At 61.5% G+C, this 13,428-nt stretch carries 15 protein-coding genes; 8 read left to right on the top strand and 7 right to left on the bottom strand.

Features of this window, described 5'->3' with window-relative positions; translation table 11 throughout:
* Nucleotides 1–272: 272 nt before the first annotated feature.
* Together ACZYSP_RS24065 and ACZYSP_RS24060 are read left to right on the top strand one after the other, a co-directional pair.
* Nucleotides 273–1,610 (top strand): glycosyltransferase family 2 protein, encoded by a 1,338-nt coding sequence (locus ACZYSP_RS24065; protein WP_093082430.1) that lies wholly within the window; start codon nucleotides 273–275, stop codon nucleotides 1,608–1,610.
* Nucleotides 1,607–2,563 carry a hypothetical protein gene (locus tag ACZYSP_RS24060; RefSeq protein ID WP_489017007.1) on the top strand — a complete coding sequence of 319 codons (957 nt, stop codon included), beginning with the start codon at nucleotides 1,607–1,609 and terminating at the stop codon, nucleotides 2,561–2,563. The genes ACZYSP_RS24065 and ACZYSP_RS24060 overlap by 4 nt, the downstream gene beginning before the upstream one ends.
* 39 nt (nucleotides 2,564–2,602) lie before the next feature.
* On the opposite strand, the gene ACZYSP_RS24055 is transcribed toward ACZYSP_RS24060, so the two are convergent.
* The 4 genes from ACZYSP_RS24055 to ACZYSP_RS24040 all read right to left on the bottom strand — a co-directional run bounded on the left by ACZYSP_RS24055 (nucleotide 2,603) and on the right by ACZYSP_RS24040 (nucleotide 5,492).
* On the bottom strand, nucleotides 2,603–3,727 hold the full coding sequence (locus ACZYSP_RS24055) for a 3-deoxy-7-phosphoheptulonate synthase (protein WP_093059079.1): 1,125 nt from the start codon (nucleotides 3,725–3,727) through the stop codon (nucleotides 2,603–2,605).
* A gap of 46 nt (nucleotides 3,728–3,773) precedes the next feature.
* Nucleotides 3,774–4,199 (bottom strand): YybH family protein, encoded by a 426-nt coding sequence (locus tag ACZYSP_RS24050; protein WP_489017005.1) that lies wholly within the window; start codon nucleotides 4,197–4,199, stop codon nucleotides 3,774–3,776.
* Between the two features lie 130 nt (nucleotides 4,200–4,329).
* Nucleotides 4,330–5,073, bottom strand: coding sequence for an SDR family NAD(P)-dependent oxidoreductase (locus ACZYSP_RS24045; protein WP_489017003.1), 744 nt, complete (start codon nucleotides 5,071–5,073; stop codon nucleotides 4,330–4,332).
* Nucleotides 5,074–5,084: 11 nt separating this feature from the next.
* Nucleotides 5,085–5,492: a DoxX family protein gene (locus ACZYSP_RS24040; protein WP_440533907.1), complete on the bottom strand. Its 408-nt coding sequence runs from the start codon at nucleotides 5,490–5,492 to the stop codon at nucleotides 5,085–5,087.
* Nucleotides 5,493–5,579: 87 nt separating this feature from the next.
* Between ACZYSP_RS24040 and ACZYSP_RS24035 the strand changes: the two genes are divergently transcribed.
* A complete protein-coding gene (locus ACZYSP_RS24035) occupies nucleotides 5,580–5,960 on the top strand; it encodes a winged helix-turn-helix transcriptional regulator (RefSeq protein WP_354337529.1) in 381 nt (126 codons plus the stop codon).
* A gap of 56 nt (nucleotides 5,961–6,016) precedes the next feature.
* A complete protein-coding gene (locus tag ACZYSP_RS24030; RefSeq protein ID WP_489017000.1) occupies nucleotides 6,017–6,145 on the top strand; it encodes a hypothetical protein in 129 nt (42 codons plus the stop codon).
* A gap of 75 nt (nucleotides 6,146–6,220) precedes the next feature.
* On the opposite strand, the gene ACZYSP_RS24025 is transcribed toward ACZYSP_RS24030, so the two are convergent.
* Nucleotides 6,221–6,493 (bottom strand): DUF4242 domain-containing protein, encoded by a 273-nt coding sequence (locus ACZYSP_RS24025; protein ID WP_093059083.1) that lies wholly within the window; start codon nucleotides 6,491–6,493, stop codon nucleotides 6,221–6,223.
* Between the two features lie 131 nt (nucleotides 6,494–6,624).
* Here ACZYSP_RS24025 and ACZYSP_RS24020 point away from each other — a divergent pair, with 131 nt between their 5' ends.
* Nucleotides 6,625–7,575: an AraC family transcriptional regulator gene (locus ACZYSP_RS24020; protein ID WP_489016998.1), complete on the top strand. Its 951-nt coding sequence runs from the start codon at nucleotides 6,625–6,627 to the stop codon at nucleotides 7,573–7,575.
* A gap of 263 nt (nucleotides 7,576–7,838) precedes the next feature.
* Here the strand turns inward: ACZYSP_RS24020 and ACZYSP_RS24015 are convergent, their stop codons facing one another.
* Nucleotides 7,839–9,221, bottom strand: coding sequence for a serine hydrolase domain-containing protein (locus ACZYSP_RS24015; protein WP_489016996.1), 1,383 nt, complete (start codon nucleotides 9,219–9,221; stop codon nucleotides 7,839–7,841).
* 167 nt (nucleotides 9,222–9,388) lie between these two features.
* On the opposite strand from ACZYSP_RS24015, the gene ACZYSP_RS24010 reads away from it, so the two are divergent.
* Nucleotides 9,389–10,147, top strand: a complete 759-nt coding sequence (locus ACZYSP_RS24010) for an alpha/beta fold hydrolase (RefSeq protein ID WP_489016994.1) — start codon at nucleotides 9,389–9,391, stop codon at nucleotides 10,145–10,147.
* Between the two features lie 20 nt (nucleotides 10,148–10,167).
* Here ACZYSP_RS24010 and ACZYSP_RS24005 read toward each other — a convergent pair whose 3' ends face one another.
* Complete coding sequence (locus tag ACZYSP_RS24005) at nucleotides 10,168–11,205, bottom strand: RNA methyltransferase (RefSeq protein WP_093082447.1); 1,038 nt, start codon at nucleotides 11,203–11,205, stop codon at nucleotides 10,168–10,170.
* A gap of 476 nt (nucleotides 11,206–11,681) precedes the next feature.
* Here ACZYSP_RS24005 and ACZYSP_RS24000 point away from each other — a divergent pair, with 476 nt between their 5' ends.
* Both ACZYSP_RS24000 and ACZYSP_RS23995 read left to right on the top strand, forming a co-directional pair.
* The gene (locus ACZYSP_RS24000; RefSeq protein ID WP_489016992.1) at nucleotides 11,682–11,957 is read left to right on the top strand and encodes a hypothetical protein; all 276 of its coding nucleotides are present in this window, start codon (nucleotides 11,682–11,684) and stop codon (nucleotides 11,955–11,957) included.
* A 123-nt stretch (nucleotides 11,958–12,080) separates the two neighbouring features.
* Nucleotides 12,081–13,184: a hypothetical protein gene (locus ACZYSP_RS23995; protein ID WP_489016990.1), complete on the top strand. Its 1,104-nt coding sequence runs from the start codon at nucleotides 12,081–12,083 to the stop codon at nucleotides 13,182–13,184.
* Nucleotides 13,185–13,428: the final 244 nt, after the last annotated feature.

Here is a 13,428-nt window from a genome sequence, read left to right as displayed (position 1 = left end):
CCGCTCGCATTGGTCTGATGCATCACCATGCAACGAGCGGTTGTCGAAGCGGTGCGATCCGATGACCCCCCAGCGCTGCGACGCGTTTGCGTGCGATCGATTGACATCGCGCAAGGTCTCCGCAGCCTACCTCAGATACAAATAGAAGCCTTCATCGGAGCCGGGCGGGCATGGTTTCTTGACTAATGGTTGTTGGAGTGCATCAAAAGGTGTAAACAGACTGTTCGGAGCGTTTCATCAGTGTTACGTTTCCCGAAACTATCGAGGGTGATATGAACGAAGATGGCCAAAAAGCGCCGCGATCAAGGATTTATCTACCGGTATCGGGGAAATTCCTTATTGCATTGATTGGCGCAATTGCCTGGATGGGGTTTTCAATATGGGCCGCCGAACTCTGGCTGGCCGATTTGAAATACCACGTCGGCGCCGCGCTGGCCATTTTTCTGGTCTATGGCATTGCCATTATTCCGGGCTTCATGAATGCATTCATGGCCATAAGCCTGCTTTTGGACAAGAGGCCGTCGCATCCTTCTTTGTCCGCTTATCCTGCGATATCCATGCTGGTCGCCGCGTACAACGAGGAAGCCTCCATCGAGGAAACTCTTATCAGCATCGACCGGCAAAATTACCCTGGCCCGCTGCAGGTCATCGTGATCAATGACGGCTCCACCGACGGCACTTCTCTTGTTGTCCAGCGCGTCCAGAATCGATATCCATGGCTTACCTTCGTCGATCTGAAAAAGAACGGAGGCAAGGCCCGCGCCCTCAACATCGGGTTCAAGGAAGTTCTGCACAATCTGGTCGTCACGGTTGATGCCGATTCTTTCCTGTATCGAGGCGCGCTGGCCAGTATTGTCGAGCGCTATCTGGCTGACCCGCCCAATACGAGGGCCGTCGCGGGAAAAATCCTGGTTCGAAACTCGCGGCAGAACTGGATTACCCGTTGCCAGGAGTGGGACTATTTCCACGGCATTGCTGCAATCAAGCGGGTGCAATCGCTGTTCCAGGGCACCTTGGTTGCGCAAGGTGCATTTTCTGTCTACGACCGGGCCGCGCTGGTGGAGGTTGGCGGGTGGCCTGAGTGCGTGGGAGAAGACATCGTGCTCACGTGGGCCCTGCTGAAAGCCGGCTATAGGGTTGGCCACTGCGAGGACGCGTGCCTGTTCACCAATGTGCCCAGCACCCTCAAGCAACTGGTCAAGCAACGCCAGCGATGGGCGCGCGGCATGACGGAAGCCTTTATCAAGCACCCGGGAATTCTCCTGAAGCCCCGCTTGTCGACATTCTTCATTTACTGGAACCTGCTCTTTCCGTGGCTGGACCTGGCGTTCACCATCGGATTCATACCAGGGCTGGCAATGGCCCTTTTCGGCTACTACTGGATTGTGGGTCCGATGACTCTCGCGCTGATACCGGCTGCATTTGCATTGAGCCTCCTGATGTTCTTGATCGAGCGCCGGACGTTCAAGAAAACAGGGTTGGTCGTGCGCAAGAATGTCCAGGGCTTCTTTTTCTACGTATTGCTATATAGCCTGTTGCTGCAGCCGGCCAGTGTTCTCGGATATCTGGATGAACTGTTCAGAAGACCTAAATCCTGGGGGACAAAATGATCGACGCGTTGAAATATTTTGCCGCCGTTGCTTCGGGATTTGTTTTTCTGGCTTCCTCCTGCGAAGGGGCGGAGGAAAAAAGCCCGGAGAAAACAACCGACATGGCTTTCGGCACGGATTTCTATCTGACCAACGACAGCGACAACTTTCAATCGCGGCGAGTGTCGGTCGAGTTTTTCCCTGCTTTTGAAAATGCCGATCGCTTCCTCGGATTTCGGCTTGGCGATTATCAATACCGGCAAAATAACTGGCAAAGAGCCGGAAAGAAAATCTCATTTCTGGCCCGCTCGATCGAAACCAGAACCGGCGATGGAGGGGCAATGGAGGCTGGCCTGTTCGAGCAGGGAGGGCACACGCTGCTGACGCTCGACGGCAGCTACCGCATGTCGCCGACAAAGAGCACGGCAGTGGAGTTTCTTGTGACGCGCGACTGGGTGGAAACCCCGAAATCCCTGGACCGCGGAATCGATTTTTCATTTGTCGGGGTTGCCGTGGACCAAGGGCTTGGAAGCCATGTGACCCTGGTGGGGCTGCTGGGACAGCAGTTTTTTTCCGACAGCAATCGACGTGACCACGCCCGCCTGCGGCTGATTTATCAACCGTCGCTCGATCTGGGGCTGACCTTGCAAGCGCGCTATCGAACGTACCGGAGCAGTCATGAGGACGTGGACAGGGCCTATTTCAATCCGAAGAACTACAGCGAGTCGATGCTGGCGGTCGGCTGGCGGCATCGTTTCCAGGGATGGACTGCCGCTCTGACGGCAGGGCTTGGCAACGAGACGATCAATCACGACTTGAATCAGCCAACAAGACTGCTGGACCTGAGTCTGCAAAGCCCAGTCAGAGGATCGCAGGTCTTTCGCTTTGGCGCCGGCTACAGCCGCAGCACCACCTTCTCGGGCCCCAGCTACACGTATCGGTATCTGCGCGGCGAGTGGGTGATACTTTTCTGAGGTCAAGGCGCCCGCAGGCGAGCGGACACCCCCGCAGCCTCACGCCTTCGACAGGCGCCGCCGAGCCTTCACCGCCGAAGCCAGCCCCTCGAGCACCGGCACCGTCTGGGCAAAGCCGATGCAGGCATCGGTGATCGACACGCCGTGCTTCAGCGCAACGCCGGGCTTCAGGTCTTGCCGTCCTTCTTCGAGATGGCTCTCGATCATGATGCCCGTGATGCGCCGCTCGCCGGCCGCGATCTGCGCCGCCACGTCTTCGGCGACCACGATCTGCCGCTGATGCTGCTTGCTGCTGTTGCCGTGCGAGACGTCGATCATGACCTGCGGCCGCAGGCCGTTCGCCAGCAATGCTTCGCAGCTGGAGGCGACATCCGCGGCCGAATAGTTGGGAGCCTTGCCGCCGCGCAGGATCACGTGGCAGTCGTCGTTGCCGCGCGTCTCGAAGATCGCCGCCATGCCCATCTTGGTCATGCCCATGAAGGCGTGCGGCGCGCGCGCCGCAAGAATGGCGTCGGCCGCGACCTTCACGCTGCCGTCCGTACCGTTCTTGAAGCCGACCGGGCAGCTCAGGCCTGACGCCAGTTGCCGATGGCTCTGGCTCTCGGTGGTGCGCGCTCCAATGGCACCCCAGGCGATCAGGTCGGCAATGAACTGCGGGCTCAACAGGTCGAGAAACTCGGTGCCGGTCGGCAGGCCCAGGGTCGTCAGTTCGAGCAGCAGGCGCCGCGCGCGCTCCAGCCCTTCGTTGATTGCGAAACTGCCGTCCAGGTGCGGGTCGTTGATGTAGCCCTTCCAGCCCACGGTGGTGCGCGGCTTTTCGAAATAGGCACGCATCACGATCAGCAGGTCGTCCTGCAGGGAATCGGCGACCTTCTTCAAACGCTGTGCGTATTCGATGGCCTGGTCGTGGTCATGGATGGAGCATGGACCGACCACCACCACCAGCCGGTCGTCGCGATCGTGCAGCACGTCGGCGATGGCCTTGCGGCTGCCTTCGACCAGCGCCAGCGTGTTGTCGCGCACCGGCACGCGTTCCTGCAGCAGGGCAGGGGTGATGAGCGGACGAACTGCGCCGATGCGCACGTCGTCGATCCGGGTGGTGTCGAGCGTGCTGTCGCGGGAGCCGATTTCGGCGTCGTGGAGGGGGTCGTCGAGGCGGGGCATGGTGTGGCTGTGAAGTCGAATTGAGCTTCTTCGATTGTCTGCTCGATCAGGAACCCTGCTCGTCCCTCAACACGGCTGCTCCCGTACGGGGATTCGTCAGGGTGACGTTCTCGAGCGCCTTGATTCGCCACTCGCCAGCCTGCCGCGTCAGCACGGCAAGGATCAGCGTGTCGACAGCGTGCGGGCCCGCCGGGTGAGCCGCACCGGCCGTGAGGCGGCTCCAGAAGTGAATGATTGCCGCGCCGTCGCTGATGGCGACCACGTCGATCAGCTCGTTCTCGAGCGTGGAATCGCTGTAGATGGTTGCGTGAATGGGCGCATGCAGCTTGACGATTTCCTCGATGCCGCGCACGTAGTGCCCGAACCGATTCACGAATGTCGCATCCTCATGGAACAGCGCTCCGAGGGACTCCATGTCGTGGTTGTTCCAGGCGGCTTGAAACGCGTGGGGCGCGTCTTCGGGTTGTCTCATTTGAATCATGTGGATTCTCACAAGTGTCTATGCGGGGCACCCGGGGTTTGCCTTGGGCGTCTACTGCCAGGCGGCCAGGGAAAATTCTGCGCCACCGCGGGGTTGCCGCTCATGCTGCCAACACGGTCAATCAGCGCGCGCTGTCAATGATCATCCCGCCGTCAGGAGTCAGGCTGTAGCCCGTCAGGAACTGTGCATCTCTGCTGGCCAGGAAAAGAACGACGGGAGCAATGTCATCTTCAGGCGATCCATGCCGTCCGAGCGCGTTGCTTGCGGGAGGTGCATCGGCTCCGGCGCCCCAGGTGTCTGCAACGGGCAATATGTTGTTGACCGTGATCTTGTCTGCTCCCCACTCCCTGGCGGCAGATCGCGTCAGCGCGCGAACAGCTTCCTTCGCCATGTTGTATGGGGCGTAGGGCGCCATGCCAAGCACTCCCGCAAGCGACGCGAAGTTGATGACCCGGCCCTCGCCGCTGGCCTTGAGGTGGGGATGGCAGGCTTGCATGGTGCGCAAGTAGGCAATCGGACCCATCTCGAAATTGCGCTGCAGTTGCTCTACCGACGTGCCAATGACCGTCGCTTGCACGACAGAAGGGTCGAATGCAACGTTCACGAGGATGTCGAGACCGCCATAGGTCGAGACGACCGTATCAATGGCTGCCTTGATCTGGCCAGCATCGCTCACGTCGCATACAACGCCGAGCGCAGTGCCTCCGGCCTCTTGAATGTCGGCGACGACACGGTCGACATTCGCGGCAGTCCGCGAAAGAACGGCCACCTTCGCGCCTTCAGCCGCAAACAGCTTGGCAGTCGCGCGGCCAATGCCGCGTCCTGCTCCTGTCACAACAGCAATCTTTCCATTGAGTCGAGCCATCGGAATCTCCTTCAGTCGAGGCTTGGTTGTTTCGCCGTTGCGGCGGGGATGTTAGGCGACGGAATATCGCGAGCGGCGTTCTGCGTCGCGAATGAAGAGATCAGCAGCACGAGGCCCACCGCGGCAGGTGCGGCTGCACTGGCCTTGCGCACATTCATGTGAGCAGACGCGGACAGAAGCAGGTGGAAGAACACGCCGGCGTAAGCGAGGTCACTCAGCCGAACGCTCACACGCGAAAGAATGGCCGCGACCGCCAGGAGCTTTACGGCAATCAGGATCGGAACAAGGTATTCGGGATAGCCAAGGTCGGCGAGAGCCTGGCGGACCCAGCTCCTCTTGGTGATGTACATCACCGCAGAAGCCACATACAGAAGGCACAGAAGCGCAGTGCTTATCCAGTAGAAATAGTTTTCGATCATCAGGTTTCCAGATCAGGGTGAGTCAGGGCCGCGAGGATGTCGTCTAAGATCAAAAAGAACAAGTAGGATGAAAAAGCGGTGGCTAGTATGGAAAAACTGACTAATGCAGCCGGCAGCACCAACATGCATGAGGAAATGCGCAGGGCATTCGCCTTGCTTTCCGGCAAATGGAAGCTGGAAATCATGTGGTTGCTCAACCAGCGGATCTATCGCTTCGGGGAGTTGCGCAAAGCAATTCCAGGGATAACCCAACACATGCTGACGGCGCAGCTTCGGGAGTTGGAGGCGGACGGTCTGGTGTCCCGTACGGTGTTTGCGGAGGTGCCTCCCCGTGTCGAATACGAGATCACAGGCAAGGCCCTGGGACTCGGACCTACGATGGCTGCCCTCACGGCGTGGTGGGAGCAGTACGGCCGCAGCGTGCCCACAAAGACAGCCTCACGAGGTCGCAAAGCCAATTCCAAGTAGGGCCGAAGGCTCCTCGCAGGCCGATCCCGATAGCAGGCCCGCCAAAGCTGCCAGTTGTGTGGAAGCAGCTCGGAAAGCCCGACGTGCCGGCCTGCACCTGCTCGCATGACATGCCGCCGGGCATGGAAGCGAATTCCTCGCCGACGATGAACAACCACGACGCGCTGCCGCATCCGCGCGCATAGGCGCCCGGGTCGTTGATCCGCGCGCGGTTGAACATCAGGTCATCGGGCAGCCGAGAAGCAGCTATGTCGCCCTTCTTACTCGGCTGTGGCCGGGTCGATGACGCTGTACACCCGGTCCACCCGATTGGCCGGAAAGCCGCCGAGCTCGGCATGCCGGCGCACGAGGTCCTCGTCGGTCGCCTGGTAGACGCAATAGATCCGATCGCCCGTCACGTAGCTGTGGATCCATTGGATGTCGGTGCCCATGCTGCTGAGGACGCCGCAGGACTTTTGCGAGATGGCCTTCAGGTCGGATGGCGTGAGCTTGCCGGCGCCGGGGATGTCTCTTTCGATTACGAACTTGGGCATATTAATACTCCTGTTTGTAGAATCGGCCAAAAGCGACCAGGCCCCATGGTGCCGAACCGATAGGCCCGTGGTTTGACCGCCCCTCCGGAGTTATTGACCGAAACCCCGGCCTTGCTGCTCGAGAGGTGACTATGGACGTGCTGTCGGACGTGCTGCGGACCATCCGGCTGGAAGGCGCCCTGTTCCTGAACGGAGACATGCGCGCGCCCTGGTGCTTCAACGTCCCCAAGAGCGCGGACTTGGCCCAGGTGCTCAAGCCCGGCGCTCCACGCCTTGCCATCTGCCATCTGGTGCTGCAGGGGCAGTGCTGGGCGCAACTCCAGGGGGCAGAGCCGATTCGCGTGAACGCCGGCGAAGTCATCGCCGTGCCGCACGGCGATCCGCATGTCCTGGGGAGCCACCTGCGCCACGCGGACGTGGACGTCGAACATGTCGTGCGCCCGCAGGTGCCCGCGGTGCAACGCATTCGCTACGGCGGCGATGGCGATCGCACGGTGCTCGTGTGCAGTTGGCTCACGTACGAAGGCGATGCGCCCAACCCCGTCATGTCCAACCTTCCGGGCCTCTTCATCACGGCGCTGCGCAGCAGGCCGGCGGGGCCGTGGATCGAGCAATCCGTCAGTTTTGTGCTGGGCGACGCAGCCGCGCGAGCGCCCGGCTCGGAGTTGCTGGTCGCCAAGGTGGCCGAGTTACTGTTCGCGGAAGTGGTGCGGGGCTATATCGAGTCCATGCCCGCCAACAACCCCGGCTGGCTGGCCGGCCTGCGCGACCCCCACGTGGGCCGTTGCCTGGCGCTGATGCACGGCGAGCCCGCACGCGCGTGGACGGTGGAGGCACTGGCGCAGGAGTCCCACATCTCGCGCAGCGTGCTGGCGGACCGTTTCACAGAGCTGGTGGGCGCGCCGCCCATGCACTACCTGGCGCACTGGCGCATGATCCTGGCCGCAGGCATGTTGCGCAGAGACCAGGTCAACCTTGCGCGCATCGCCGAGGGCGTCGGCTACGAGTCGGAAGCGGCCTTCAACCGCGCCTTCAAGCGAGAGTACGGCGTGTCACCAGGGGTTTGGCGGCACAACGGTTAGCCCGCTGTATCGCTGCCTGCTTTTGCAGTTGTTGATCGTCCGTCGCCTTGATCTTTGATGTCGTCGAGGTCTCGATCCAATCTCTGGAAACGATTTGGCGGTCATTCCAGCGACCGCCCGCAAGGACACCCATCGTCTCGCACGCCTGGAGCACCGCAGCCATTGGGCGGGTCGGCGAACGCTGGTAACCCAACGAGCGAAGCAAGTGCCGTTCCGCCGAGAAATGAAGCAACCTGGCGCCGTCTCATATCCCATACTTTGCTTCAGCGACCGAACTTGCTCACCACTGCCGCCCAAAGACGAGCAGGCTCGTCGCTCTGATCGATCGAGCTATCGACACCGGTCTGCACCATGATCAGCTTGGCAGTCGGGTCGATGAAGATGCGGTGTCCGTACCCGCCAAGAAGAACAAACTGGCGCCCCGAACCGGGAAGCAGCCACATCAAGTAGCCATAGCCAAGGGCTTGAGGGCCAGATACTCCGGGGGAAAGGTAGCGATCCGACGGGCGCGTTGTCGTTGCCTCGATCATCCATTGGGCCGGAATGATCTGTCTGCCTTCCCACTTTCCGTCATGCGCGAGCAGCCGTCCCAGACGTGCATAGTCCCGCAGAGCCGCGCCGAAGAACGTCCAGGCGACTTCGCTGCCTTGCGCGTTCACGAGCCAGGCGCCGTCGGCCTCGGTGCCTATCTGAGACCAGACTTTCTCGTGCAGGTAGTCAGACAGGGTGCGACCGGTCGCACGCTCCACGACGAGGCCGAGCACCGCGGGCTCCATGCTGGAGTAGTGGAATTCAGTCCTGGCCGGGGCAATGCGCTGGGTGAAGGCAGAGATCGTGTCGATGGTGCTGCGCTGCGGTCCTCCGCGCCCAAGCAGCCTGTCGATCCAGGAGCGGTGGCCGAGGACCATCCCACCCCACAATCGATCAAGATCCTGGTCGCCGTTGGCCTCTTCGCCGAACTTCACGCCAGAGGACATGTGCAGGAGGTCGCGCAGAGCAGTCTTGCCGTACTCCGTGCCTTGGAGCTCCGGAACATAGCCCTGCACCGCGTCGTCTGCCGACCTGATCGACCCGTCCGCGACAGCAAGGCCAACCAGCAGGCCAGTGATGCTCTTTGCCATCGAACCCGAGAACAGGCGATCGCGGTCCGACCGGCCGTACTGATAGCGCTCCTGCAGGATCGTTTGATCCTTGGCGATCAGCAGACCGGTGACCGGGTGCCGTGCCAGATAGTCCTCGATGGTTTGGTCGGCACCCTTGTAGCGATAGCGAACATCGGTGACCGCATAGGCAAAGCACCATGGGGCTGCTGCGCGAGCAACCCGGCGAGTGCGGTACTGGTCATCGAAGTGACTGAAGGCACCGACGCGGTACTTCATGTCCAGAGGTTCGCCTGGCTGACCACGCAACAAGGGATCAGCGACGGGGAAACCTTCTTTGATACCGAATGCTTCCGCACGAGGCCCCGTCGGCGAGAAGGTGGGGCCGTTGTCATTGGCAGGCTCGTCACAGAGCGAACGGGCACTGCTTGTCGTCGGCCGCAGTGCCGAGCACGCGGCTAAACCAAGCAGTACCGCGCGGCGCGATGGACCGTATTGCGTCATGAAAGCACTGCTTTGCGCGATGGTGTGGGCATCCAGCTTCAATGGCAGAGGCGGCGATCCAGCGCTTTGCGGCAGCTGGCAATGGTCCGCACTTTCTACCTGAACGTCTGCGCAAGGGCAATTCGCCCGACTCGCTCAAATTCGAGGTCTGCGCTGAGGGGCACCCCGAGTATTCTTGCGCCGTCAAAAGCACAACGGAGACAGCGCACATGTACACAGAACAGGGGGGCGAAGGCCCAGACCTCCTCCTCATGCTGCACGGCATGGGCGCAACAGGCGCCGTGTGGTCGCCCATGTGCGCAGAGGCCAGTGCCCGCGGGACCGGCCGCTGGCTCGCTCTTGACCTGCCCGGCCACGGCCAATCTGATCGGCAAGACTCCTACGCCATCGGCCAATACGCAGCAAGCGTCGGGCGCGCAGTGCTGCCGCACAGCCACCCAGAGGGTCGCCTCGTGGTTCTCGGGCACTCGCTCGGCGGAGTGATAGGTCTCGCCCTGGCAACGGGTTGGTTCGGCGTTACACCGCACCGCGTCTTCGCAGCCGGCATCAAGATCGCGTGGAGCGACGAAGAACTCCGCCGCATGGAGACGCTGGCATCCCAGCCTGCCAAGAGCTTCCCCACGGAAGCAGAAGCATGGGACAGATACCTGAAGGTCTCCGGCCTCGCCGGAATCACCAACGCGGCATCAACCGTCGTCACGCGAGGCATCGCGCATAACGACAACAACGACGGCTGGCGCCTCGCAATGGACCCCAGAGCCAACGCCGTAGGCAAGCCACCGCTGTCCGAGCTGATGACCCTTGCGCGCTGCCCCATCCATCTGGCCCGCGGCGGTAACGACGCATTGGTAACGCTGGAGCAAACCCGCTCCCTCGACCCCAACGCCTGCGACCTTGGCCCGCATGGCCACAACGTGATGGTCGAGGCGCCCGGGCAGGTCTGGGATTGGGTGGCCTCCCTCACGTGAGATGAGGGAGCAGGCCGCCTTCAACGAGAGTCTTCAGCCCTTCGATGAAGCGTTACCCGCACTTCGGCTGCACGCGCCCTCAACTGGCCGCAGCCACCGTCGACATCCTGCCCGGCTGAATTGCGCAGCTTCGTCAGAATGCCCCGCTGGTGCAGCGTGCGCGCAATCTCTTCGCAGCGCTCCCATGATGGGCGGCTGAACGCCACACCATCCACCGCATTGAACGGAATCATGTTCAGCACGCCGTATTTGCCGGAGAGCAGCTTCACGATGCCGTCGATTTCATCCTGCCCGTCGTTCACGCCTTCCAGCAGCGTCCACTGGTACTGAATGGGGTAACCGGTGGCTCGCGCATAGCGCTCGCCTGCATCGACCACTTCTTCGGGCGTCAGGTTTGGCGCGCGCGGAAGGAGCTTCTTGCGCAACTCAGCCTTGGTCGTATGCAACGAGAGCGCCAGCGCAGGCCTTACGCGTTGCTGCAGCAGCCTCTCGAACGCGCGCGGATCGCCCACGGTGGAGAACACGATGTTCTTGTGGCCGATGTTGCCCACCGTGCCGAGCAGGTCGATGGCCTCCATCACGTTGTCCAGGTTGTGGGCCGGTTCGCCCATGCCCATGAACACCACCTTGCGCACCGGCCGGCGCATGCGCGCGAGAGCGACCTGGGCAATGATCTCTGCGCTTCCTACCTGGCGCAGCAAGCCGTCGCGGCCTGTCATGCAGAACTGGCACCCCACGGCGCACCCGACCTGCGAAGACACGCACAGGCCATCGCGAGGCAGCAACACACTCTCCACCGTCTGGCCGTCAGCGAGGGCCACGAGCAGCCGCTCCGAACCATCCGCGCCGGGGTGCACCGCGTGAATGCGCGCCAGCCCCGCAAGCTCGGCCTCGATGGCGGGCAGGGCCTCCAGCAACGACGACGGAAAGAAGGTGCCCGGCAGACGCCTGCCGCTGTTGCGGGGCAGCGCATGCGACCACAGCCGCAAGATGCGCTGCTCGTGGCTGGGGCCCGCGCCGGCTTCGCGGAGTCGTTGTTTCAGTTCGTGGATTCGCATGCACTGCCGCCTGGGGCAAATGGACTCTTGCACGCGCCAAAGGCCAGCCGTGTCGGCGCCCGGGCGTGCAGAGTGATGGTCGTTGGCATGCCGCAGATTGTGCCCGCCATGCACAGCACGCAGCCTTTGCGCCGCCCGACTGTCATGGCTTTGTGTCTCGCCGCAGCGCCCCGGCAGATATCTCTTCGATTCGAGAAATCCTCGACGAAATCTTTTCCCTTGCGCGGCTTCGCTTCTCTACAGTGAATGCCCCATCGACAAGTCGCCCCTCCCTGTGGGCGACGAACATCCACCGCAAAGGAACACCCCAAGACGACCGATTGAATGAGTGAATGAACCGCCTTGCCTCACGGCGGGTTGCCGATGCCCTGGTGCATTGGTGCGAACGTGAGGCACAAATGGCGACGGCCAGGGTGCGTGAACACCCTGGCCGTCTGACCACATGACGTGCCAATCTTCTACAAGGAGCACACCAAATGGCTGAGCGAATTATGGCCGGGCGTTCTACGCCCCAATCTTCCCGTCGCCGCACACGCGGCTCGTCGAAACCCGCCACGCGGACAAGCGACGAAGCAAGGGCACTCCTCGAAATCAAACTGGCGCAGCTGAACTCGCTGCTGTGGTGTTGCTATGGCGACGGCAACGGGTGGTTCGAAGAAGCAGGGGAGATGCACCGGGACCGCATGCTCTGGATCGCTGCGGATCTGGCGCGGGAGGCGGAGATGTTGTTGCAGGAGAATGGGCTGGGGTAGGGCGTGCACTAGCGCTCTCAGTCGGCTTCAACACTGGGCATCCCACAAAGTAGGGATGCCCAGGACCTTTCACCCCCGCTACCGTAGTGCAGGGGAGTACCACAAAGGTATGGGAGGCCGAAGATGCTTTGGAAAGCGGCGAGCGTAGCCACAGCGGCATTCATGTTGATGCCGGGCGCATCCTTTGCCTTCGAGCTATCGCCGGACGGAACGTCCTTCGAGAAGAAGCTCGCGAAGAAGGGGCAACCGACCGGAGACAAGTTGCTCAGCAAGCTCGTGGACCTGGGAGTTCGAAAGTTCGGTAGCCCAGTCCACGAAGAGATTGCAAACCGGTCATTGGACTGCGATGGAGACGCGGATATCTGCGCCGACCCCGATTGGGACCCGGCGCAGGCCTACGTGCTTGCCGGAGTACGTTGGAATGATGACCCGCCATTCAGGTTCGAGTCTTCGTTCGGCAAGTACGGAGGATGCAAGGCCGGAGACACGGTGCGCCTTGTGGTCCAGCCCGAGTGCTGGGGGCGAGTGTTCTACGACGGGAAGAAGAGAGCGGCCCGCGGCGAAGTGCTGAACGCCAAGACCGCACCGCTACTTGTACGGTCTCACTTTGGAGACATGCAGTTTCTCCACGCGATGGGCTCGGTCGATGGTGAGCCGCCGGACATTACTTACGGGCGCATCATGATGTGGGCGGAGTTCACGTGGAAGGTCGCGACCAGAAAGATCCCTGCCAATGGCATCGTCGCGAATCAGGATGTGGTGGGTATTCGCGACGTCTTTGGCTTGAACGGATGGAGCGTGCAAGACCTTTTTGCCCTCGGCAATCCGAACATCCGCAAGCCTTCCTATCTGGGTGCGGTCGCGTTCGGAAGCCTCTTGCACACCGTTCAGGATTCGTTCTCTCGCGCGCATGTCGAGCGTGAGCAAGTAACGAAGGGGGCCAAGTGCCCGGGCGCTGCTAGCGACTACGCGGCGCCGGGAGCCGTCAGAGAGTTTCACGCTTACGGTCACCAGGACGCGGACAAGCATTCCACCGCGGATGTTCGGGCTGCGTTTTCCGTGCACTGGTCTTCTGGAGCACCAAGCGCGGTGGATGTCGGGAGGGTGCTTGCGCAGTTTTATGACCGCCAAGCGGAATGGTTGGAGGTTCGGCCGTATGTGGAGTGCGTATTCCGATTGGCGCCTAATGCAACGGTGGCGTCTCCTGGTGACTATGCGGTCGATTGACCGGCGCGTGAACCATTGAGATTTCAAATGATTTGGCGTGGCTATCTGCTTGGTGATGTAGCGGGTAGTTCACTAAGCCAAGAGAAATTCTTGGATGTCGCTCGGCAGTGCATCAGTGTAAGCGACCGGCCATGTCATCTTGACGCGGATGCCGCGTCAAACGCCATTGATCTCGTCGATGGCGACCCCGTCGTCGTAGAACTGGGCGATGGCTTGATCAAGCCGCTTGAGCAACGCGTCTAGC

The sequence above is a fragment of the Variovorax sp. F042 genome, assembly GCF_057814215.1.
This window is presented reverse-complemented; position numbering and strand designations above follow the sequence as displayed.

Excerpts from the sequence above, each read along its gene's own strand:
- ACZYSP_RS24060 (WP_489017007.1), top strand. The coding sequence starts at position 1,607 with ATGATCGACGCGTTGAAATATTTTGCCGCCGTTGCTTCGGGATTTGTT.
- ACZYSP_RS24035 (WP_354337529.1), top strand. The coding sequence starts at position 5,580 with ATGGAAAAACTGACTAATGCAGCCGGCAGCACCAACATGCATGAGGAA.
- ACZYSP_RS24050 (WP_489017005.1), bottom strand. The coding sequence starts at position 4,199 with ATGAGACAACCCGAAGACGCGCCCCACGCGTTTCAAGCCGCCTGGAAC.
- ACZYSP_RS24040 (WP_440533907.1), bottom strand. The coding sequence starts at position 5,492 with ATGATCGAAAACTATTTCTACTGGATAAGCACTGCGCTTCTGTGCCTT.
- ACZYSP_RS23995 (WP_489016990.1), top strand. The coding sequence starts at position 12,081 with ATGCTTTGGAAAGCGGCGAGCGTAGCCACAGCGGCATTCATGTTGATG.
- ACZYSP_RS24020 (WP_489016998.1), top strand. The coding sequence starts at position 6,625 with ATGGACGTGCTGTCGGACGTGCTGCGGACCATCCGGCTGGAAGGCGCC.
- ACZYSP_RS24005 (WP_093082447.1), bottom strand. The coding sequence starts at position 11,205 with ATGCGAATCCACGAACTGAAACAACGACTCCGCGAAGCCGGCGCGGGC.
- ACZYSP_RS24045 (WP_489017003.1), bottom strand. The coding sequence starts at position 5,073 with ATGGCTCGACTCAATGGAAAGATTGCTGTTGTGACAGGAGCAGGACGC.
- ACZYSP_RS24025 (WP_093059083.1), bottom strand. The coding sequence starts at position 6,493 with ATGCCCAAGTTCGTAATCGAAAGAGACATCCCCGGCGCCGGCAAGCTC.
- ACZYSP_RS24010 (WP_489016994.1), top strand. The coding sequence starts at position 9,389 with ATGTACACAGAACAGGGGGGCGAAGGCCCAGACCTCCTCCTCATGCTG.
- ACZYSP_RS24065 (WP_093082430.1), top strand. The coding sequence starts at position 273 with ATGAACGAAGATGGCCAAAAAGCGCCGCGATCAAGGATTTATCTACCG.
- ACZYSP_RS24055 (WP_093059079.1), bottom strand. The coding sequence starts at position 3,727 with ATGCCCCGCCTCGACGACCCCCTCCACGACGCCGAAATCGGCTCCCGC.
- ACZYSP_RS24000 (WP_489016992.1), top strand. The coding sequence starts at position 11,682 with ATGGCTGAGCGAATTATGGCCGGGCGTTCTACGCCCCAATCTTCCCGT.